Below are 21,174 nucleotides of genomic sequence, written 5' to 3' on the forward strand. Positions count from 1 at the left end.
CAGGGACTCGGAGCCTGGTTACGATCGACGGATGATCACCACTCCGCGTCCGCCGCTGCTCAAACGCCTGCCGGCGGGTGCGTGGGTGGGGGCCTTCTGGTCGGCCCTGATCCTGATGCGCACCTTCCAGCGCCCGGACGAGCTGAGCCGACTGCTGCGGTACCACGGCAACATGGAGGACGGCCCGCTCCTGGTCACCGCCGTCGTCACGACCCTGGGCGCGTTCCTGCTGCTGCGCGCGCCACTGGCGGCCCTGGGCGTGGCGCTCGCGGGCGTTCTGTTCTCCCTCGGGATGCAGGTACGGGAGACACCCATCGTGCTCTTCCTGCTGGCCGACGTGGTCGTGGGCTACATCGCGGCGACCCGCTCGCGGCGCCTCTCGGTCCTGGCCGCCGTGCTGCCGGTCGCCTTCGTGGCCGGGTACACGGCCTGGCGGTTGGCGCTCGGCCACCTCAGCCTCGCGGCCCCGGTCCTGCTGACCGCGACCACCGCCATCGCCTGGCTGATCGGCAACACGGTCCATCAGAGCCGGGCGCACGCCGACACGGTGCGCGAACAGGCCTCGCAGCAGGCGATCACGGCCGAACGGCTGCGGATCGCCCGGGAACTGCACGACATGGTCGCGCACAACATCGGCATCATCGCCATCCAGGCGGGCATGGGCAGCCGGGTCATGGAAACGCAGCCCGCCGAGACGCGGAGCGCACTGGAGGCCATCGAGGCCACCAGCCGGGAGACCCTGGCCGGACTGCGGCGGATGCTCGGTGCCCTGCGGCGCGGAGAACAGGAGTCCGCACCGCTGGGCCCGGTCCCGGGGCTCGCCGCGCTAGGGAAACTGGTGTCGAACGCCGCGGCGGCCGGGGTGGACGTCGAGGTCCGTTGGCGGGGGGAGCGTCGGGAACTGCCCTCCGACACCGACCTGGCGGCGTTCCGCGTCATCCAGGAGGCGGTCACCAACGTGGTGCGCCATTCCGGCACCCGCGGATGCACCGTGACGGTCGACCACCGCCCGGACGTGCTGGCCCTCGACATCGTCGACGTCGGTCGCGGCGCCACCTCGGCGCACCCGGACGCCGGCGCCGGTTTCGGCATCATCGGCATGCGGGAGCGGGTGGGTCTGCTGCACGGGGAGTTCAGCGCCGGTCCGCGCCCCGAAGGCGGGTTCCACGTGGCGGCGCGGCTGCCGCTCCCGGCGGAAGCGGAGGGGGCCCGATGATCCGGGTCGTCCTGGTCGACGACCAGCCGCTGATCCGTACCGGTCTGCGGGTCCTGATCGCCGACACCCCGGATCTGGAGGTGGTCGGGGAGGCCGGGGACGGCGCCGAGGCGGTGGAGCTGGTCCGGCGGCTGCGGCCGGACGTCGTCATCATGGACATCCGCATGCCCGGGACGGACGGCATCGAGGCCACCCGCCGGATCAACGCGGATCCGCAACGGCGGACCCTCGTCCTCGTCCTGACCACGTTCGACGACGACGAGTACGTGTACGGGGCGCTGCGCGCCGGTGCGAGCGGGTTCCTGGTCAAGGACATGCCGCTGGAGACCATCCTCGACGGGATCAGGGTCCTGGCAGCCGGCGACGCCCTCATCGCCCCGAGCGTCACCCGCAGGCTCATCGCGGAGTTCGCCGCCCGGCCCGCCCCCTCCCCCGGCCGGCGTCCGGTCACGGCCTCCGGGATCACCGACCGGGAGCGCGAGGTCCTGACCCTCGTGGGCCGCGGGCTGTCCAACACGGAGATCGCCGGGGAGCTCTGCATCAGCGTGGCCACCGCCAAGGCCCACGTGGCCCGCCTCTTCACGAAGCTCGACGCCCGCGACCGGGTGCACCTCGTGATCCTCGCGTACGAGTTCGGGCTGGTCACGCCCTCGCGGTGAAGCACGGCTGCCCGCGCGCGCGGCCGGTGCGCGGGCCCACAATGGTGGGAGCGGGTGCTGCCCTGTCGTGACTCCGTGGAGGTGTCCCATGTCGCGCACTCACCACTTCCACGTGGACCACGGCGACCACTCGATCACCGTCAACGTCGGGCCCGGCCGGACGGGTGAGATCGAGCTCCTCGTGAACGGCAAGCTCATCGCCCACCGCGAGGAGCACGAGCCGGGGACCACGGTGTTGGAGGGCGTGCTGCCCGAGGAGCCGGCCCACCCCTTCCGGATCATGGTGCGCCAGCCGCACCTGGTCCCGACCGGGCCCCGGTGCACCTGGGAGCTGGACGGGGTCGAACACGTCATGCCCGAGCGCTACGCCCCCTGACCCCAAATTTTGCGGGCCGCGCAATATTGCCGGCCTCGCAATATTGCGCGGCCCGCAAGATTTTGTAGAGTAGTCCCCATGACGGCGGACCGGTCCCACGCACCCGACTCCCCAACCGGTTTGCGGGAGCGCAAGAAACGGCAGACCCGCGAGGCGCTGAGCTGGGCGGCCCTGCGCCTCGCGGTGGAGCGCGGGTTGGAGAACGTACGGGTGGAGGACATCGCCGCCGAAGCCGGCGTGTCCGCCAGGACGTTCAACAACTACTTCTCCGGCAAGTACGAGGCCATCGTCTCGCGCAGCGTCGACCGTGCCGGAGAGGCCGCGGCCGCCCTGCGGACGCGCCCCGCGGACGAGCCGCTGTGGGACGCCATCACCTGCGCGATGATGGCCCCTTTCGAGGGACCGGAGCGCACTCCAACGCCGGAGTGGACCGCTGGCGTTCGCCTGATGATGAACGAACTCGCCTTGCAGGGCGAGTACTTGAAGGGCGGCATGGCGGCGGCCCGTGAGTTCGCGGTCGCGGTGGCCGAGCGCACCGGCACCGATGCCGACCGCGACCTCTATCCGAGCCTGGTGGGCGGCGCCGTACAGGCCGCCCTGAACGCCGCCACCGAGCAGTGGTTGCGCTGCGATCCACCCGTGCCGATGGCGCCGCTCCTGCGCGACGCGCTGCGGCTCGTCGCCACCGGACTGCCCGACCCCTCGGCCGGTCAGGCCTGACACCGCCCCGAACTCCCGGCGGAACCCACCGCCTTCCTTCGCACCACGCCCTTGCCCGACGGCCTGCGTTCGCCGCGCCGTCCCTCGGCATGCCCTGAAGAAGGAGATTCCCGTGATCACAGACCTCACGACGGACGTCGTCATCGTCGGCGGCGGCCCCAACGGGCTGCTGCTGGCCTGCGAGTTGATCCTGGCCGGCGTCCATCCGGTCGTCCTCGAACGGCTGCCCGAGCGGAGTGTCGAGCCCAAGGCCAACGGCCTGGTCGGACAGGTGCTGAGGTTTCTGGACCACCGCGGGCTCCACGAGCGGCTGGGCGGAGGACCCGGGGCTCCGCGGCCCGTACCGCACTTCGTCTTCGGCGCGTTCCCGCTGCCCCTGGGCGAGTTGGACGACAACCCGCTGTCCATCCTCCAAGTCCCGCAGCTGCGCATGGAGGAAGTCCTCGAAGACCGGGCCGCCGAGCTCGGTGTGACGATCCGTCGCGGGCACGAGCTGACCTCGCTGCGCCAGGACGAGGACGGGGTGACCGTCGACGTCCGCGGGCCCGACGGGGACTACCGGCTGCGCACCCGCTACCTCGTCGGCTGCGACGGCGGGCGCAGCGCCGTCCGCAAACAGGCCGGCATCGCCTTCCCCGGCGTGACCGGGCCGGACCTGGTGTCCCGGTCCGCGCACGCCACGCTGCCGGCGTCGATGGTGGTACCGGAGACCGGCGAACTCGACGTGCCGGGCCACGGCCGGATACGGCCGTTCACGCACACCCGTACCGAGCACGGCGTGTTCGTCTTCGCCGCACTGCCGCCGAGCGGCGTCCCGCTGGTGAGCACCATCGAGTGGGGCCCCTCACCCCAAGGCGAGGACGAGCCGATGACGGTGGAGGAGATGAGCGCCAGCGCGGGCCGGGTCCTCGGCGCCGACCTGCCGCTCGCCCCGCCGCCCTCGTCCGGCCCGCGGATGCTGCGCCGCCTCGTCGGCCGCGGCACGCGGCTGGCCGAGCGGTACCGCAGCGGCCGGGTCCTGCTGGCGGGTGACTCCGCACACGTGCACTCCGCCGTCGGCGGTCCCGGCCTCAATCTGGGTCTCCAGGACGTGGCCAACCTCGGCTGGAAGCTCGCCGCCGAGGTCCACGGCTGGGCGCCGCCCGGGCTCCTCGACACCTACCACGACGAGCGCCATCCCGTGGGGCGGCGGGTGTTCATGCACACCCAGGCGCAGACGGCCCTCATGGCCCCCGGCCCCGAGATCACGCAGTTGAGGGAGCTCTTCGGCGAACTGCTCCGCTCCAAGGCCAACATCCGGCACATCGCGGAGCTGATGGCGGGCACGGACACCCGTTACCCGACGACCGACGCGCATCCCCTCTCGGGACGCTTCGCCCCGGATCTGCGTCTGGACACCGCCACCTCCGGCACCGAGACCGGCACGACGCGGCTCGCGGAACTCATGCGGAGCGGCCGCCCGCTCCTGCTCCGCCTCTCCGGCGATCAGCCCCCGGCCGACGTCGCCGACGGCTGGAAGGACCGGGTGGACGTGATCACCGCCCGCTGCCCGAACCCGCCCGCCGACGCGATCCTCATCCGCCCCGACGGGTACGTCGCCTGGGCGGCGGCGCCCGGCGAGTCGCCGACCCGTTCCGGTGACGGGCTCCGCCTCGCTCTGACCACCTGGTTCGGCCGGCCCGGCAGCCGCTGACCCGGCCGCGGGGTCCGCCTTCCTGTCGGTGCGGGCCCGACTGACATACCGTCACGGTCAGGCGTACGCAGCCCCGCTCATGGATGAGGAGACACCCGTGAAGATGCTGATCAACTCCGCGGAGACCGTGGTCGCCGACGCGCTGCGGGGGATGGCCGCCGCCCACCCCGAATTGGACGTCGACGTGGAGCGGCGGATCGTCGTACGGCGCGACGCGCGCGCCGGTGGCCGGGTCGGGCTGGTGTCCGGGGGCGGGTCCGGGCACGAGCCGCTGCACGCCGGGTTCGTGGGGTACGGGATGCTGTCCGCCGCCTGTCCCGGGGAGGTGTTCACCTCTCCGGTGCCCGACCAGATGGTGCGGGCCGCCGGGGCCGTGGACTCCGGGCAGGGGGTGCTGTTCGTCGTCAAGAACTACACCGGGGACGTGCTGAACTTCGACATGGCCGCCGAACTCGCCGAGGAGGACGGCCTTCGGGTGGAGCGCGTACTGGTCGACGACGACGTCGCCGTGACCGACAGCCTGTACACGGCCGGGCGGCGCGGCACCGGGGCCACGCTCTTCGTGGAGAAGATCGCCGGGGCCGCCGCCGAGGAAGGGGCGCCGCTGGAGCGGGTCGCCGCGATCGCCCGGAAGGTCAATGGGGCGTCGCGGAGCTTCGGGGTGGCGCTGACCGCCTGTTCCACCCCGGCGAAGGGCAGCCCCACGTTCGAACTACCCGACGGGGAATTGGAGTTGGGGGTCGGGATCCATGGCGAGCCGGGACGGGAGCGGCGCGCGATGATGCCGGCCCGGGAGATCGCGGAGATCGCGGTCGGGGCCGTACTGGAGGAGCTGGGGGAGGTGGGGCCGGCCGACGGGCCGGTGCTGGTGCTGGTCAACGGGATGGGCGCGACTCCGCTGCTGGAGCTGTACGGGTTCCACGCGGAGGTGGCGCGGCTGCTGGCGGCGAGGGGCGTGCCGGTGGCGCGGACCCTCGTGGGCAACTACGTCACTTCGCTTGACATGGCGGGGTGTTCGGTCACGCTGTGCCGGGTCGACGAGGAACTGCTCAGGCTCTGGGACGCGCCCGTCCAGACGGCGGCGCTGCGCTGGGGCCGCTGACTCGTATGGTGTCGGTGGACCGCGCAGTACGAGTCGGGTCGAGGCGAGGAGAACCGGTGCGTGACGCAGACTTCTTCCGGCGCTGGATGACGGCCGCGGCGGCCGCGGTGGAGCGCGAGGCGGACCGGCTGACCGAGCTCGACTCCCCCATCGGGGACGCCGACCACGGGAGCAATCTGCTGCGCGGCTTCACGGCGGTGCTCGCGGCGCTGGACGCGGAGGCCCCGGCGACACCGGGCGCGGTGCTGCAGCTCGCCGGGCGGACGCTGATCTCGACGGTGGGCGGCGCGTCGGGGCCGCTGTACGGGACGCTGCTGCGCCGCACCGGCAAGGAGCTCGGGGAGGCCGCGGAGGTCTCCGACACCCAACTGCGGAAGGCCCTGTACGCGGGGGTGGCCGCGGTGGCGCAGCTCGGCGGGGCGGCGCCGGGCGACGCGACGATGTTGGACGCGCTCGTACCGGGGGTGGCCGGGCTCAGCACCTCCTACCGGGCGGCCGCCGACGCGGCGGAGAACGGGGCGCTGGCGACGGTGCCGATGCAGGCCCGCAAGGGCCGGGCCAGCTACCTCGGCGAGCGGAGCATCGGCCACCAGGACCCGGGCGCGACCTCGTCGGCACTGCTGCTGGGGGCGCTGGCCGACGTGGCGGACGGCGTCCTGTGACGGGTGGCGGCGGCCAGGTCGGCATCGTGCTGGTATCGCACAGCGCGTCGGTGGCGGAGTCGGTGGCGGAACTGGCGCGCGGCCTGGCGGCGGGCGGCCCGGTGGCCCCGCTGGCCGCGGCGGGCGGGACGGCGGACGGCGGGCTCGGCACGAGCGCGGAGCGGATCCTCGCGGCCGCGGCCGAGGTGGACCGCGGCGCCGGGGTCGTGCTGCTGGTCGACCTGGGCAGCTCGGTACTGACGGTGAAGGCCCTGCTGGCGGAGGCCGAACTCCCCGAGGGCTCGCTGCTGGCGGACGCCCCGTTCGTGGAGGGCGCGGTGGCGGCCCTGATCACCGCCTCGACCGGAGCCCCCGCCTCCGCCGTGGCCTCGGCCGCGGCGGAGGCGTACGCGTACCGCAAGTCCTGACCCTCTCGCGCGGGCCGTGTCCTCCGTGCCGGCGGAGGCTACGGCCGGCCGCGGAGGGATTCGATCTCGCGGCGCTCACGCTTCGTCGGGCGGCCCGCGCCACGGTCGCGGATGCCGACCACCGCGGCTTCGACCGGGGTCGGCGGCGGCGGGCTGTTGTCGATGAAGCACTCCGCGGCGACCGGGGGGCCCACCCGCTTGGAAACGGGCCGCCGGACCACCACGATCCGCTCCCGCCCGGCGTGGAAGAGCCGCACCTCGTCGCCCGCGCGCACCGACTGGGCGGGCTTGGCGCGTTCCCCGTTGACCTTCACGTGACCCGCCCGGCAGGCGGTCGCAGCGATCGAGCGGGTCTTCGTCAGGCGCACGGACCAGATCCACGCGTCGACCCGCACCGTGCCCGTGTCCACGCCCGTGCCCGTTCCCGATACCTCTTCAGCCATGACCCGACTCTATCGAGGCGAACAGGTCAAAGCGGAACGACTTTTGGCGATTACGACAAGCGGAATCGCAACTACCAGGTACTTCATCCTGATGAGATTGCAAATGCGCGACGCCTGCCCCTACCTTGTCGCACATGCAGTCCTACACAATCGGACAGGCGGCACGGCTGCTGGGCGTCAGCCCGGACACAGCGCGCCGCTGGGCCGACGCCGGCCGGGTCACGACCCATCGCGACGAGACCGGCCGTCGGCTGATCAACGGCCGCGACCTGGCCGCCTTCTCCATCGAAGTGGGACAGGGTGCCCACATCGAGGACGGGGAGCCGTACACCTCGGCACGGAACGCCTTTCCCGGCATCGTCACGGCCGTCCGGCTCGGCGACGTGGCCGCCCAGGTCGAGATCCAGGCGGGTCCCCACCGCCTGGTCTCCCTCCTCACCCGTGAGGCCGTGGAGGAGTTGGGGCTGGAGGTCGGAATGCGGGCCACCGCCCGCGTGAAGTCCACCAGCGTGCATATAGATCGCATCTGAACCGAGGAGTAACCGCTCATGTCCCTGATTTCCACCCCGGCCCGCCGTCGCGCCACCACCGCCGTTCTCGCCGCGGCCCTGCTCGTACCGCTGGCCGCCTGCAGCAAGAGCGACGACGGCGAGAAGAAGGACGCCGCCGGCTCCGGCTCCTCCGCTTCGGCCCCCGCCGCGCCCGCCGCGAACCTGACCGTCCTGGCCGCCTCGTCCCTCACCGACGTCTTCAACACGGCCAAGACCGTGTACGAGAAGACCCACCCGGGCACGAAGATCACCCTCTCCTTCGCCGGTTCGCAGGAGCTCGCCGCCCAGGTCAAGCAGGGTGCCCCGGCCGACGCTCTGGTGACCGCCGACACCAAGACCATGGACGGCCTGAAGGCCGAGACCGGCGATGCCACCATCATCGCCAAGAACCGCCTGGTCATCGTGGCCGGCAAGGACAACCCGTACAAGATCGGCGCCCTGAAGGACCTGGCCGACACCAAGATCAAGGTCGTGCTCGCCGCGCCCGAGGTCCCGGTCGGCAAGTACAGCAAGCAGATCCTCGACGCCCAGAAGATCGAGGTGAAGCCGGTCTCGCAGGAGCCGAACGTCCGCGCCGTGCTGAGCAAGGTCGAGCTGGGCGAGGCCGACGCGGGTCTCGTCTACAAGACCGACTCCATCAAGTCCGGTGACAAGGTCGCCTCCGTGGACATCCCGGACGAGCAGAACGTGGTCGCCTCCTACCCGGCCGCCGCGCTGAAGGCGTCCAAGAACGCCGAGGCCACGGCCGCGTTCCTGGCCTGGCTGAGCAGCCCCGAGGGTCAGCGGATCCTGCAGGACGCGGGCTTCCAGAAGCCGTAACGCCTCCGCACGTCGCGGACGCCAAGAGGGACTGCCCGGTCCGAGGGGGGACGGGCAGTCCTTCTTGGCGTCGCCGCCCCTTCCCGTCGTAAGCGGTCCGCCTGCACGGGCCGCCCCGTACGCTTCCCACGGCGTCCGCCCGCCGCCGCCCGCCGCCCGCCATCCGCCGTCCGCCGTCCGCCGTCCGCCCCAGCCAGGAACCTGATGAGCACCTTCCGCACCCGCACCCGGCCTCCCGTGACCCTGGCGCTGCCCGCGCTGGTAGCCGTCGCGTTCCTGCTGCTGCCGCTGATCGGCATCCTCACCCGCACCCAGTGGGGCGAGCTCGGCGCCCACCTCACCAGCCCCGGTGTGCTCCAGGCCCTGCGGCTGTCGCTGGTGGTGTCCCTCTGGGCGCTCGGACTCTCACTGCTGCTCGGTGTGCCGCTGGCGTGGCTGCTGGCCCGCGTCGAGTTCAAGGGCAAGGCCCTGGTCCGCTCGCTGGTCCTGCTGCCGATGGTGCTGCCGCCGACCGTCGGCGGTGTGGCCCTGCTGCTCGGCTTCGGGCGCCGCGGGCTGATCGGCCCGTGGCTGGAGGGCAACTTCGGGATCACCCTGCCCTTCCACACGTCGGGCGCGGTACTGGCGGCCACCTTCGTCGCGATGCCGTTCCTCGTGATCAGCCTGGAGGGCGCGCTCGGCGGTCTCAAGCAGAGCTACGAGGAGACCGCCGCCTCCCTCGGCGCCCCGCCGGTCCGCGTGTTCTTCACCGTGACCCTGCCCATGGTGGCCCCGGGACTGATCGCGGGCGCCGCGCTCACGTGGGCCCGGGCGCTCGGCGAGTTCGGCGCGACCATCACCTTCGCGGGGAACCTGCCCGGCACCACCCAGACCCTGCCGCTCCAGGTGTACCTGCTGCTCCAGGACCAGCCCGAGGCCGCCACCTCCGTCTCGCTGCTGCTCCTCGCCATCGCCATGGCCGTGCTCATCGCCCTGCGCGGGCGCTGGACGAGCACTCCGACCGCCGCCTCCGACCCGGCCGGCGGGGCGGTGTCCCGTGTGACGGCCGACGAGCCGATGCCCCTGGCCCCGACCGCGGCCCCGACCCCGGTCGGGGAGCCTGCCGGAGAGCCCGTACCCGCCGACGGCCACTGGCGCCTGCACGCCACCGTCACCGGCTTCAACGAACTGACCCTCGAGGCCGAACCCGGGACCACCATCGCCGTGGTCGGCGAGAACGGCGCCGGCAAGACCACCCTGCTGCGCGCCCTGCTCGGCCTCACCCCCCGCGCCCGCGCCGACCTGCGGCTCGGCGACACCGACGTCACCGCGCTTCCCCCGCACCAGCGGCAGGTGGCCTGGGTCCCGCAGGACGGCGCCCTGTTCCCGCACCTGAGCGCCCTGGCCAACACCGCGTACGGGCTGCGGGCCCGCCGGGTGCCGCGGGCCGAGGCCCGGCGGGAGGCGCAGGCCTGGCTGGACCGGCTCGGCGTCGGCCACCTCGCGCAGCGCAAGCCCGCCCAGCTGTCCGGCGGCCAGGCCCAGCGGGTGGCCCTGGCCCGCGCGCTGGCCGCCCGGCCCCGGCTGCTGCTGCTGGACGAACCCCTGGCCGCCCTCGACCAGACGACGCGGGCCCACGTGCGGCACACCCTGCGCAGGCACCTGGCCGGCTTCGGCGGGGTCTGCCTCATCGTCACGCACGATCCCGTGGAGGCGGTGTCGCTGGCCGACCGTGTGCTCGTACTCGCCGACGGGCGCACCCTGCAGGACGCGCCCCCCGCCGAGGTGACGCGGCACCCGCGCTCCCCGTGGGTGGCCCGGATGCTGGGCCGCAACGCCTGGCCGGGCACGGCGTCGGCCGACGGGCTCGCCCTGGAGGCCGGCGGCCGGCTCGTCGTCGCCGAGCGGCTTCCGGAGGGGGCTCAGGCGCTCGCGATCATCGCCCCGGAGGCGGTGTCGGTGCACCGGAAGCAGCCGACCGGCAGCCCGCGCAACGTCTGGCAGGGCACCGTACGGGAGATCACCGCGGTCGGCAGCCGGCTGCGGGTGCTGGTCTCCTCGTACGGGGCTCCCGACGTGGTCGCGGAGATCACTCCGGAGGCGGCCGCGGAACTGGGCATCGTCGACGGCTCCGAGGTGTGGACCAGCGTGAAGGCCACGGAGGTCACGCTCGTACGGCTGTAACGGGCGGGCCGGGGCCCGGCCGTGGTCCGGGGGCGGCCGCCGCTGCGCGGAGCCGTCCCCTACCCGCCCTTCCTCCGTTCCCCGGGGCTCCGCCCCGGACCCCGGTCCTCAAACGCCGGACGGGCTGGAAATCCAGCCTCGCCGGCGTTTGGGGCGCGGGGTCCGGGGCGGAGCCCCGATCCTTCAGCCGGCGGTCGCGGCGAACTCGCACCAGACGCATTTCCCGGCGCCCCGGGGCTCCACGCCCCACCGGTCCGAGAGCTGGTCCACGAGCATCAGGCCGCGCCCGGACACCGCCCAGTCGCCCGCCTCGCGGCGCCTCGGCAGGGCGCTGCTGGAGTCCTCGACCTCGATCCGGATCCGGCCGGCCGCGGTGAGCCGCATGCTGACCTGGCCGCCGCCCTCCGTGTGGACGAGGGCGTTGGTCATCAGCTCGTCCGCCGCCAGTTCGATCTCGTCGGCCCGGTCCCGGGCGCCCCAGGCGGCCGCCGCCGCCCGGATCAGGTGGCGGGCCATCGCCGGGGCCTGTGCGTCGCCCGGTTCCAGCTTCTGGCTGAGCGGCCCGCCGCCGCGCGCCGGGGGCGTGCCACGGCGGCGCAACAGGAGCAGGGCCATGTCGTCCCCGCCGCCGGAGTCCCCGACCAGGTCGCACAGGACGTCGGCGAGCTCCTCGACGTCCGCGGGGCCGGTGTGGACCGCCTCCATCAGCTCCCGCATCCCGGCGTCGGAGTCCGCGCCGGGCCGTTCTATGAGGCCGTCCGTGCACAGCAGCAGGGTGTCGCCCGGATGCAGTTCGAGGCTGGTGACGGGGTAGCCGGAGCCGCTCTCCCCGTGCTCGCGCGGGGGCAGTCCGAGCGGCAGTCCGCCCGCCACCTGGATGCGGTGGCAGCTGCCGTCGCCGCGCCGGACGATCGGGTCGAGGTGGCCGGCGCGGACCGTGCGGAACATGCCCGTGGTGAGGTCGACCTCGACGTACGTACAGGTGGCGAAGCGTTCCGTGGCCAGTTCGCGCAGGAAGGCGGAGGCGCGGGCCATCGCGGTGCCCGGGGTGTGCCCCTCGACGACGTACGCGCGCAACACGATGCGCAGCTGGCCCATGACGGCGGCGGCGTCCGTGTCGTGCCCCTCCACGTCGCCGATCATCACCCCGACCCGGCCCTCGCCGAGCGGGATCACGTCGTACCAGTCGCCGCCGATGTCGCGCCCCATCCGTGCGGACCGGTACCGTACGGCGATCTGCGCGCCCGCCACCTCGGGGATCCTGCGGGGCAGCATGGCTCGCTGGAGGCCCTCGGCCAGGTCGTGTTCCTGCTCGAAGAGGATGGCCCGCTGGAGGCTCTGCGCGATGCCGCTGCCGAGGGCCATGAGGACGTTCCTCTCCTCCGCGGTGAAATCGCCCTCGCGTGCGTAGAGGAGCCCGAGCGCGCCGATGACCCTGCCCTGGGCGATCAGCGGCAGATAGACCCCGCTGCGCACGGAGAGCGGCTCGATGTACGGCCACAGCAGCGGGTAGCGGCGCGGGAACTCCTCCCGCGAGGACAGGTAGACCGGCTGCATCGTGCGTACGGCCTCGCTCATCGGGAACTGCGCGTCGATCCGCGTGTACTCGATCTCGGGCACGTACGTACCGAGCTGCCCCTCGGCGACCAGGTGGATGCGGCCGCCGTCCACGACGCCCAGCATCACGCTGACCGCGCCGAGGTGTCCGAGGGCCGCGGGGTCCTTGAGGACGTCGGTGACGTCGTTGACGGTGCGGGCGTGGGCGAGGATCGCGGTGGTCCGCTCCACGACCCCGGTCATCCGGCGCCGCCCCTCGGCCTGGTCCCCGGCGGCGCCGGGTTCGCCTGGGTCGTGGGCGGCGTCGCGGAGGATCCCGATGATGCGGTACGGGCGGCCGTCCGGCTCCCGCAGGATGTGGCCCTGGATGTGGGTCCAGGCCGGTGATCCGTCCCGGCGGCGGCTGCGCACGTACGCCCCGTAGTGGCTGCGGCCGTCCTTGAGCGCCTGCGCGACGCGGGCGTCGAGCCGGGCCTCCTCGGCCGGGGCGATGCGCGAGCGCAGTCCGGCGGGAGTCCCGGTGAACTCGTCCGGGCGCAGGTCGAGGACCTCCAGCGCGGTGGGATCCAGATACATCCGACCGCTGCCGAGGTCCCAGTCGAACGTGCCCATGCGGTTGAGCGCGAGGCTCTTGTCCGGCCGCGCGGGCCAGTCGACCTCGGGGTTCCTTCCCCTCTGGGCCATGCAGCCAGGGTCTCACCCTCCGGTCGTATCGGCAGGAAAAAGGACTAAAGACCCGGCCTGTCGGGACCTTTCCCGGATGTCGCACTTGTACTATTCCGCGAAGATCAACAGGTTCTTGATCATCTTTTGTGGCGTCAACGGTCCTCCGACACGGGACGGTTGGGGCCCACGGCTGTGTGGGGTGTGGCTTGTCGCGAGAGCCGAAGACGACCGGAGTGCCGGGCGGAGCAGTGGAGGGCGGGAGAAGGAACGACGCACCCGCCCCGGCCGGGGAGGGTGCGGCGGCGGAGGGCGCGGCAGTGGAGGGCGTCGACTGCGGGCGAATACCCACCGCACTCACCACCTCGCGCGGCGTGGTCGTCCGCCTCTACCGGGACCCGGTCGTCCTCGCCCCGCTCTTCCGCGACGAGCAGCCGGCCCGGGCCGACGGCCACGCTCCCGCCCCCCTCGACCGGACCCCTTCCGACGCTCCGAGAACGAGCCCCACCCCGACGCCCGGGGCGACGGCGGCGCGGGGGCGGGTCTTGCCCGCCGTTCTCGATCCCGAGATCGTCGAGCGTCCCGCCCGGGTCTGCTCCGGCTGGTGGGCCCTGGCGGCCGCGCTGCTCGCCGCCGGAGGCGGGGCCGCCCTGGCGCGGTACGCGGAGTTCCGCCTCGGCACCACCCCCGCCGAGGTCTGGCCGCTCGCCGCCCTGGCCTGCTGCGCCGCCGTCGCGGTCGCCGCCCTCGGCGGGCTGCGGCGCGGCCGCAGCGGCCACGCGTGGGCGCTGACCCTCTTCGGGCGCTACCGCGGCACGATCCGCCGTACCGGACTCATCTGGTCCAATCCGCTGCCGCGGCACGCGCGGGTCGACGTACGGCTGCGGCACTGGCGCAGCGAGCCGCTCTCCGTCGTCGACGCCGAGGGCACCGCGCTGCGCTCCGTGGTCCTCGTCGTCTGGCGGGTCAAGGACACCGCCCGTGCACTGCTCGCCGTCGACGACCACGCCTCCTACCTGCGCGGACAGGTGGAGGCCGCGACCGCCCGGGTGCTCTCGCGGATGCCGGCCGACTCCTTCCGGCCGCCGGACGGCGACGGAGGCGCCGGGCCGCAGACCCTGCGCGACACGGAGGCCGTCGGCGAGGAGCTGACCCGGCTGCTCGCCGCGGAGTGCCGGTCCGTCGGCGTCGAGGTGTTCTCCGCGCGGCCGCTGCGCGTCGAGTACGCCCCCGAGGTCGCCGCCGCGATGCAGCGCCGCCGGATCGCCGCGATCGACGCCCGCCACCGCGACTCCGTCCTGACCTCCGTCATCGACGCGGTCGACGACACCGTCCACCGGATGTCCGACCGCGGGCTCGTGAGCCTGGACGACTACGAACGCAAGGCCCTGGTCAAGGACTTGACCGTGGCCTTCTACACGGCGCGCGGCCCTGCCGCCGACGCCCGCTGAAGCAACGACACCCCCGAGGGAAAGGGAATCACGCATGCGCACGCCCGAATTCACCGAGGAAATACCCGACAGCTGCGATTGCGCCGGCTGCGCGGTCGGTACGACGGCCCTGACCGCTTCGGCTTCCGGCCGTCGCTGCACCGTGCGCGGAGCCGTGGTCGCCGCGATCGGCGCGACCCTGCTGATGGGTGCGGGCGCGGGCACCGCCTCGGCCGAGCCTGCCCCGGCCCACGCGGGCTGGGACGGCTCGAAGTACTGGTACGAGGACGAGACCGGCTGGTGGCGCTGGACCTCGCACTACGAGAAGTACCTGTCGAAGACGAGCGGCCGCTCGGCCGCTTCCGGTCCGACGACTACGGCGGCGACGCCGGTACGAACCTCCGAGCCGACCTTCCGCGGCCGCGCGGGCTGGGACGCGACGGACCGCGTCTACTGGTACAAGGACGCCACGGGCTGGTGGCGCTGGACGAGCCACCGTGACAAGTACGAGCGCAACACCGGCCGTTCGGCAGGCCCGGGCGGCTCCTCGGGCTCCTCCGGCTCCTCCGGCTCCTCGGGTTCCTCCGCCGGCTCCGGCACCCCGGTGCGGCAGGGCACGGAGGGAGCCATCGCCTTCGCCAACAGCCACCTCGGCGACCCTTACGTCTGGGGCGGCAACGGCCCCCACGGCTGGGACTGCTCGGGCCTGGTCCAGGCCGCCTACCGCAGCGCCGGCATCTCCCTCCCCCGCGTCGCCTCCGACCAGTACCGTGCCACCAGCCCGATCTCCCGCTCCGAACTGCGCCGCGGCGACCTGGTCTTCTGGTCCTCGAACGGATCGGCGTCGGGGATCCACCACGTGGCGATCTACCTCGGCAACGGCCAGTACCTGGAGGCCCCCCGCCCCGGCAAGAACGTCCGGGTCTCCAGCTTCAGCGCCTACAACCCGAACATGTACGGCCGGGTCCGCTAGTCGCGTCACCGTGACTGTAGTTCCGAATAGGGATGTCGTTGTCCGAGTGACTTGTCATTGACTTGTCGTCCGACCCGCTCGGCTGAGTCTCCACCCGGTTCGGTGCCCCAGCGTCATGCTGGGGCACTGTGGTCCAGTCCTTCGGTTGGTTTGCCCGCCTTTCCGGTCAGGCCAGCGCTGGTGGGGGCCAGTGTCCTGGTGTCGAAGACATCGGACACGAAGGGGTGGCCATGGGGACCGGCGCAACCGAAGAAGATGCGACAGATAGTCGGACGGTTCGGGGAACGTATCGACGGGCCGACGGACGGCTGGTCGAAGCCGACCTCGGCCGGATCCCGGTGGACGACGTGGCCGGCGGGATGCCGGTACGCGAGTTCCGTTGGTACCGGGGCCGAAAGCACTATTCGGGGAGGTACCACGTCTCGACGACGGGCCGACTCGTGGCCTACGAGAGTCGACTGGAGCTCGCCCGCATTCTGATCGCTGACTTCACCCACGATGTCGTGGGGATCGCGGCCCGGCCGTTCCAGTTGGTCGGTACGGATGGCGACCGTATTCGCCGCACCTCGTCAGTCCAGACACGATCCGGCAACTGAGAGACCGGGCTGGGCACGTTGATCGGCTGGAGCTGCCGGAACGACTCTCGGGTGAGCGGGACATCGGCAGTCATGACGTCATCCTACGGATGCGCCGCTTCAACAAGCCGGCGATCCTCGCCCTCGCCCGGCGCCGCCTCGACGTCTTGTGAGCCCTCATCCGCGACCAATGCCACTACACGGTTCAACCACCCAACCAGAACCACTGGCCGCGTGAACACCACGTCTCAGCACAAGAATTCTGGAGTTCAGGCGCCGGCCGATTCGCTGACTCTCAGGCAGGTCTGACGCCTAGCCTGAGCCGAGGCTCTCATTGGGCTGAGACGATCCGGACCAGGGAGGGCCACGGAATGTCACTGGAGATACTCCCCGACCGAGCCGGAGCACCAGTACCACCGCAACGAGGTGAAGCGCCACCAGCTCGGCGAGGCCACAGCCCAAGATCCCGCGGCGACACGGCAGCACGCCGGTCTCCTCATTCATGCCGCCATGCACGATCAGTGCCGAAGCGGCATACGACAACTCATCCAGCCCCTGGCCACAGCTTGCGGCTACCGCCCGATCCAGGCCGCGATCATCGACTACATGCGGACCGGTTCCGACCCCGAAAAGGTCGGTGCCGGCATGGCTTGGTACTTCGCTCGCCCAGCGCTCCAGTACGCCTCCATGGAGGACTTGCGGCGGGGAATGCCCACAGAGGAGAGCAAAGCGGCACTGGAGGCGCTTGCCGATCTCCGCAACGAGTACCGATCGGCCTGCCTCTCCGCGTTCCTGGCATGCGAAGACCGAGAGACACGCCAGGAGATCTCGCCGAACCTCAGCCTCGACCCGGCGGACTACCCCACCGACCTCCGAAACAGCCACGAGGAGGCAAGGCTCATCAAGTGGGGAGATCTACGAGGACACCTGAACCGGTCGTCGCTGCGTGCCCGAGGGGCCCCCACGAGCGAACGACGGGGGCCCCTCGGGGACGGCCGGTCAGGGTTTGGCGGCGATCCGCTTGCTTACTTCGTTGCGGATGGTGGCCACGGTTGCGGCGAACGTGTCAAGGTTGATGGAGGCTGGCGGAGTATCGAAGTCGACGCTTCCGGCGACGGCGATGACCGCTGACTCGTCTGCCCAGGTGCATTCGCGTTCGAGGCTGACGAACGACTGGCCGGCCTCGTGACGCCTCTTTGTCACACGGCACGACAGGGGTTCGCCGCCGGAGGGGGTGATAGCGCGCGGGCCGACGACCGTTTCCTGCGGGAACTCCCATCGGCGGTCCAGCGTGTCCAGCATGTGAGTGCGCGCCTGTACCGGGCTGAGCACGAACCCGTGCACACCAGTGACGGTCAGGATGTCCGCGGCCTTGTTCTTATCGGGACTGGAGGGCCCCTCGTAGGCCGCGAAGACGGGGACCGGGTTGTCGATCCAGTCGGAGAGGCGGCGGGCGAGGGCTTGATCGGGCTCGGCGTGCTCCGTCTCCTTGTACTTTCCCTTGAGCAGGGTGGGCGGCGGGACCACCCGGTAAGGACCGGGCTGTGCAACGGCCTCAGGCTTCCCGCCACCCCAGCTGCCCGGCCCGGCACTCGGGTCGCCGCTGCCGCAGGCTGCCAAGACGCTTACCGTCATCGCGCATAGCGACAGCCGTCCCCAGTGCTTCACTTCGTACCCCCGTTGCCCCTCTGTTCTTGATCAAGAACACTTTGTCACGAAAGCCGTTGACGGGGCGACCGGCCGCGTACGCAACCCACATACCTGGGGGTCAGGCCTTGGACAGGTTCCGCCGCTCCCGCCGTGGGGCCGCCGTCACAAGATCCCAGACAGAGCCGAATTACGTGACCGTCCACAGCACTCTCGAACGGGGCCACCCAAAATCGCAGGTCGGTGCAGCGCCGGGCGACAAGTCAAATCGGAACCTACAGTGACGACCCCGGTCGCGGAGGGTGAGGGCCACCTGCCGCGACCGGGGCGCGTCCGGTCATCTACTGCCGCGTTCCGTTCTAATTGCCGTTGCCACCGTTCTGGTTGCCACCGTTCTGGTTGCCACCGTTCTGGTTGCCACCGTTCTGGTTACCGCCGTTCTGGTTACCGCCGTTCTGATTGCCACCGTTCTGGTTACCGCCGTTCTGGTTGCCACCGTTGTCATTGCCGGTGCCTCCGTCGCCGCCCTGCGTGGGGCGGGGACGCGGTGACGGCGGCTGCGGTGACGGCTTCGGGGGCAGGGGTGACACCTGGGGCGGCGCGCTCGGCAGCTGGGGCCGGGCCGTGGCCGACGGTTCAGGCTCCGGCACCGCCGATGTCCGCGGAGCCGGAGTTACTGGTTCCGCCTGGCTCCGCTTGACCGAAGGCGAAGGGAACGGGGAGACGGACCGTGCCCGGGTTTCCGACGGGGATGCCGACGGTGACGCCGACCGGAATTCCGAAGCGGACCGCGAGGCGGATCCGGACGGGGACACCGAGGGCGATCCCGACGGGGACACGGAGGCGGACGGGGACTCGGACGCCGATTGCGAAGGCGACTTCGAGGGCGACTCGGATCCCGACGGCGAGACCGACGGGCTCGGCGACGTCGAGGTCCCGGACGGGGTCGGGGACGTCGGAGTCGAGGTCGGGGTGGAAGTCGAGGTCGAGGTCGACGTCGGAGTGGACGTGGGGGTCGAGGTCGGGGTCGGCGTCTTGGTGGAGGTGGACGTCGAGGTCGGGGTCGACGTCGACGTGGGCGTGGGCGTGGGCGTCCGGGTCGGGGTGTGCGTCGGCGGGATCACGGTCGGCGTCACGATCACCGGCGGCGGGACCGGCCTGTCGTGCTTGCCGTGGTGGTCGCCGCGGTTGCGCTCGTACCAGCGCCGGTCCTGGTGGTCGTAGATCACGAACTTGTGCACGACCGTCGGCGCCGGTGCTATGACCACGACCTGCGACGGCTGGTAGGAGTTCCACACCTGTCCGTAGCGCTTCGGGTTGGCCTGCAGCGCCACCGGCGGACCGAGCGGGTTCCCGCAGGCGCAGCGCACCCGCGGCACCCCTCGGTCGTCCACCAGGACGGCCGTCCCGGCCTGGAGCACCGCCTGGTAGGCGGTGAGCTTGCCGTTCTGGTAGCCGTGGTTCGTGACCCGGGTGTCCATCCGCAGCTGCACCGAGGTGAGCGAGCGGAGGTAGGCCGGGACGGCCGCGGGCTGGATGCCCAGGGCCGAGGCGAAGGCGGCGTTCTTGGCGGGGTCCGCCGAGAGGTCCTTGATCAGCTTCTCCACGTCACAGGTGGCGGAGTTCTTCGTGCCCCCGTACACGCCCGGCGAGGACCCGCTGATGCTCCGGGTGCCCGCCGGTGTGGCCGTCGCGGTGCCCTGCGCGGAGGGCGGGGTGCTCTCCGGTGGCGGCTGTGCGCCCTCCTTCGTGACCGTCGACTCCGTGAAGGGGTCCGGACCCGAGGCCGCGACCGGCTGGAGGAACACCTCGCGGTCGGCCTGGGGGGTACCGCTGGGGCGGGTCAGCACCACGGCCAGGGCCACGGCCGCGGCCACGGCGACGAGCACGGTGGCGAGCCGGGGTACGGATCGCCACCAGGGGCCCTTCGCCTGATCGCCGGGACCGCCCGGGCCACCGGGGCCTCCCGGCTCGCCCGGGCCGCCGGGCGGCGCGGACGGTGGAGGTGGCGGCGGTTGCTGCCCGCCCGAGAGCGGGCCGGACGGCGGCCCCGTGGGGCGGCCGGAGGGCGGCACCGAGGGGCGGTCTGGTGACGGCGGCTGGCTGCCGGAAGGTTGCGTGGTCACGGGCTCTTCTTCCCAGGAGGAGGAGTTCCCTGCCGGACCATTGTGTGCGCCGTTCAGGTGGTGCCCGCAAGCCGAGCCTGCCTACGGTGGCAGGGTGAGCCATACGACGCGATCACCATCGCCGGGGGGCTCCGTGGGGGCACTGCGCGACGCCCTGGTGGCGGTCCTGGCGGCCTTCGTCGTGATGGCCGCCGTCGCCGCGGCCGGGCTGGCCTGTGCCGATGCGGGCGATCTGCCGGGCGGCGCGTTCCCCCGGGTCGTGGCCGCCGTGGTGGTGATGGCGGCCGGCGGGTCCGTGGAGGTGACGGGCGGCGCGGGCGTACTCGGGGGCGCCGAGGCGAGCCTGTCCCTGTTGCCGCTGTCGGTGAGCCTCGCCGGCGCCCTCACGGCCGGTTGGCTCTTCCTGCGTCCCCTGCACAACCGGGCGGTGGCGCGTCCGCGCGAACTCCTGGGCAGGGCCGTCCCGTTGGTGGTGATCTGGCTCCTCGTACTGGCGGGCGTGACGCTGCTCGCCCGCCAGACCTTCGCCATCTCCACCGGGGACAACCCTCTCGGGCAGATCGGTGAACTCCTCGACTCGGCGCCGAAGGTGGGCTTCGAAGGCGACCTGGGCCCCACGCTCCTCTTCGGACTGCTGTGGATCCTGGGGCTGTTGCTCGTCGCGCTGCTCGTCTCCCGCCGCGCTCCGCTGCCGGCCCGGCTGGTGCGCTTCCACACGGCGTTGCGCCCCGCCGCCTTCGCCACCGTCGTACTGCTCCTCTCGTACGTGGTCCTCGGCATCGTGGTCGGCCTGGTCGTGGCCGCCACCCAGGGCCATGCCGCGCGAACCCTGGCCGTGCTGCTGCTCGGGCTGCCCAACCTCGTCTGGCCCGCGCTGACCCTGGGCTTCGGCGGCGCCTGGGAGGGCAAGGTCGAGGGGCCCTTCGGACTGCCGATGCCGCAGCTGCTGGACCAGGCCCTGCGCGGTCCGGACCTCTCCACCATCGACGTCGCCTCCCTCGCCGAACGGGACGCGCGGGCGTGGTGGCTGGTGGTGGTCGCCGCCGTGCTGCTGCTCGGCACGGGCGTGCTGACGGCCGTACGCTCCCCCGCGCACGTGCGCCCCTGGCAGCACGCGCTCCACCTGGGCGTGGCCCTGGCCCTGGGCACGCTCACCGTCTGCCTGCTGGCCGGGGTACAGGCCCGGTTCGGGCTGTCCCTCCTGGGCATCGGCGACGTGGACGGCCTGGGCGGCACGGTCGAGTTCGGCGCGGTCCTGGGGCGCACCGTCGGCCTGGCGCTCCTCTGGGGCGCGGTGGCCGGGTTCCTCGGCGCCCTGCTGGCCCGCCCCCTGCACCGCGGCGGCCGGGTGGACGAACCGGCCGAGACGGTGCGGCGCTGACAGGTCCCTCG

18 protein-coding genes and 1 pseudogene are annotated in these 21,174 nt (G+C 72.4%); 15 read left to right on the forward strand and 4 right to left on the reverse strand.

Going from position 1 to position 21,174, the window contains the following annotated elements; all coding sequences use genetic code 11:
- The first annotated feature begins 31 nt into the window (after positions 1–31).
- From ACIQ5Y_RS35110 to ACIQ5Y_RS35145, 8 genes are all read left to right on the forward strand, one after another.
- Complete coding sequence (locus ACIQ5Y_RS35110) at positions 32–1,216, forward strand: sensor histidine kinase (RefSeq protein WP_403889981.1); 1,185 nt, start codon at positions 32–34, stop codon at positions 1,214–1,216.
- Positions 1,213–1,875, forward strand: coding sequence for a response regulator (locus ACIQ5Y_RS35115; protein WP_403889984.1), 663 nt, complete (start codon positions 1,213–1,215; stop codon positions 1,873–1,875). Before ACIQ5Y_RS35110 ends, ACIQ5Y_RS35115 begins: the two co-directional genes overlap by 4 nt.
- Positions 1,876–1,963: 88 nt before the next feature.
- Complete coding sequence (locus tag ACIQ5Y_RS35120; RefSeq protein WP_403889987.1) at positions 1,964–2,251, forward strand: hypothetical protein; 288 nt, start codon at positions 1,964–1,966, stop codon at positions 2,249–2,251.
- Positions 2,252–2,329: 78 nt separating this feature from the next.
- Positions 2,330–2,971: a TetR family transcriptional regulator gene (locus ACIQ5Y_RS35125; protein WP_403889990.1), complete on the forward strand. Its 642-nt coding sequence runs from the start codon at positions 2,330–2,332 to the stop codon at positions 2,969–2,971.
- 112 nt (positions 2,972–3,083) lie between these two features.
- Positions 3,084–4,664: an FAD-dependent monooxygenase gene (locus ACIQ5Y_RS35130; RefSeq protein ID WP_403889993.1), complete on the forward strand. Its 1,581-nt coding sequence runs from the start codon at positions 3,084–3,086 to the stop codon at positions 4,662–4,664.
- A gap of 97 nt (positions 4,665–4,761) precedes the next feature.
- Positions 4,762–5,766 (forward strand): dihydroxyacetone kinase subunit DhaK, encoded by a 1,005-nt coding sequence (dhaK, locus tag ACIQ5Y_RS35135; protein WP_403889996.1) that lies wholly within the window; start codon positions 4,762–4,764, stop codon positions 5,764–5,766.
- Between the two features lie 56 nt (positions 5,767–5,822).
- Positions 5,823–6,428 carry a dihydroxyacetone kinase subunit DhaL gene (gene dhaL / locus ACIQ5Y_RS35140; RefSeq protein ID WP_403889999.1) on the forward strand — a complete coding sequence of 202 codons (606 nt, stop codon included), beginning with the start codon at positions 5,823–5,825 and terminating at the stop codon, positions 6,426–6,428.
- Positions 6,425–6,835: a PTS-dependent dihydroxyacetone kinase phosphotransferase subunit DhaM gene (locus tag ACIQ5Y_RS35145; RefSeq protein WP_403890002.1), complete on the forward strand. Its 411-nt coding sequence runs from the start codon at positions 6,425–6,427 to the stop codon at positions 6,833–6,835. The genes dhaL and ACIQ5Y_RS35145 overlap by 4 nt, the downstream gene beginning before the upstream one ends.
- 38 nt (positions 6,836–6,873) lie before the next feature.
- Here ACIQ5Y_RS35145 and ACIQ5Y_RS35150 read toward each other — a convergent pair whose 3' ends face one another.
- On the reverse strand, positions 6,874–7,278 hold the full coding sequence (locus ACIQ5Y_RS35150) for an RNA-binding S4 domain-containing protein (protein ID WP_403890005.1): 405 nt from the start codon (positions 7,276–7,278) through the stop codon (positions 6,874–6,876).
- A gap of 134 nt (positions 7,279–7,412) precedes the next feature.
- Here ACIQ5Y_RS35150 and ACIQ5Y_RS35155 point away from each other — a divergent pair, with 134 nt between their 5' ends.
- From ACIQ5Y_RS35155 to ACIQ5Y_RS35165, 3 genes are all read left to right on the forward strand, one after another.
- Positions 7,413–7,808, forward strand: coding sequence for a molybdopterin-binding protein (locus ACIQ5Y_RS35155; protein WP_384581036.1), 396 nt, complete (start codon positions 7,413–7,415; stop codon positions 7,806–7,808).
- Positions 7,809–7,826: 18 nt separating this feature from the next.
- The gene (gene modA / locus ACIQ5Y_RS35160; protein ID WP_403890008.1) at positions 7,827–8,648 is read left to right on the forward strand and encodes a molybdate ABC transporter substrate-binding protein; all 822 of its coding nucleotides are present in this window, start codon (positions 7,827–7,829) and stop codon (positions 8,646–8,648) included.
- A gap of 204 nt (positions 8,649–8,852) precedes the next feature.
- Positions 8,853–10,811 (forward strand): ABC transporter permease, encoded by a 1,959-nt coding sequence (locus tag ACIQ5Y_RS35165; protein WP_403890011.1) that lies wholly within the window; start codon positions 8,853–8,855, stop codon positions 10,809–10,811.
- A gap of 183 nt (positions 10,812–10,994) precedes the next feature.
- Here ACIQ5Y_RS35165 and ACIQ5Y_RS35170 read toward each other — a convergent pair whose 3' ends face one another.
- Positions 10,995–13,052 (reverse strand): SpoIIE family protein phosphatase, encoded by a 2,058-nt coding sequence (locus ACIQ5Y_RS35170; RefSeq protein ID WP_403890014.1) that lies wholly within the window; start codon positions 13,050–13,052, stop codon positions 10,995–10,997.
- A gap of 188 nt (positions 13,053–13,240) precedes the next feature.
- Here ACIQ5Y_RS35170 and ACIQ5Y_RS35175 point away from each other — a divergent pair, with 188 nt between their 5' ends.
- The 3 genes from ACIQ5Y_RS35175 (at position 13,241) to ACIQ5Y_RS35185 (ending at position 16,030) form a co-directional block, all read left to right on the forward strand.
- Positions 13,241–14,482 carry an SPFH domain-containing protein gene (locus ACIQ5Y_RS35175; RefSeq protein ID WP_403890017.1) on the forward strand — a complete coding sequence of 414 codons (1,242 nt, stop codon included), beginning with the start codon at positions 13,241–13,243 and terminating at the stop codon, positions 14,480–14,482.
- A gap of 34 nt (positions 14,483–14,516) precedes the next feature.
- Entirely contained in the window at positions 14,517–15,434 is a 918-nt protein-coding gene (locus ACIQ5Y_RS35180; RefSeq protein ID WP_403890020.1) for a C40 family peptidase, read from the forward strand.
- A gap of 230 nt (positions 15,435–15,664) precedes the next feature.
- Positions 15,665–16,030 carry a hypothetical protein gene (locus ACIQ5Y_RS35185; RefSeq protein ID WP_403890022.1) on the forward strand — a complete coding sequence of 122 codons (366 nt, stop codon included), beginning with the start codon at positions 15,665–15,667 and terminating at the stop codon, positions 16,028–16,030.
- Between the two features lie 978 nt (positions 16,031–17,008).
- On the opposite strand, the gene ACIQ5Y_RS35190 is transcribed toward ACIQ5Y_RS35185, so the two are convergent.
- Together ACIQ5Y_RS35190 and ACIQ5Y_RS35195 are read right to left on the reverse strand one after the other, a co-directional pair.
- On the reverse strand, positions 17,009–17,677 hold the full coding sequence (locus ACIQ5Y_RS35190; RefSeq protein ID WP_403890025.1) for a hypothetical protein: 669 nt from the start codon (positions 17,675–17,677) through the stop codon (positions 17,009–17,011).
- Positions 17,678–18,504: 827 nt separating this feature from the next.
- Positions 18,505–19,731, reverse strand: a pseudogene (locus ACIQ5Y_RS35195) (DUF6777 domain-containing protein); the annotation flags it as partial.
- A gap of 145 nt (positions 19,732–19,876) precedes the next feature.
- On the opposite strand from ACIQ5Y_RS35195, the gene ACIQ5Y_RS35200 reads away from it, so the two are divergent.
- A complete protein-coding gene (locus ACIQ5Y_RS35200) occupies positions 19,877–21,163 on the forward strand; it encodes a streptophobe family protein (protein ID WP_403890028.1) in 1,287 nt (428 codons plus the stop codon).
- Positions 21,164–21,174: the final 11 nt, after the last annotated feature.

Source organism: Streptomyces sp. NPDC096339 (genome assembly GCF_044762985.1).
Classification (GTDB): Bacteria; Actinomycetota; Actinomycetes; order Streptomycetales; family Streptomycetaceae; genus Streptomyces.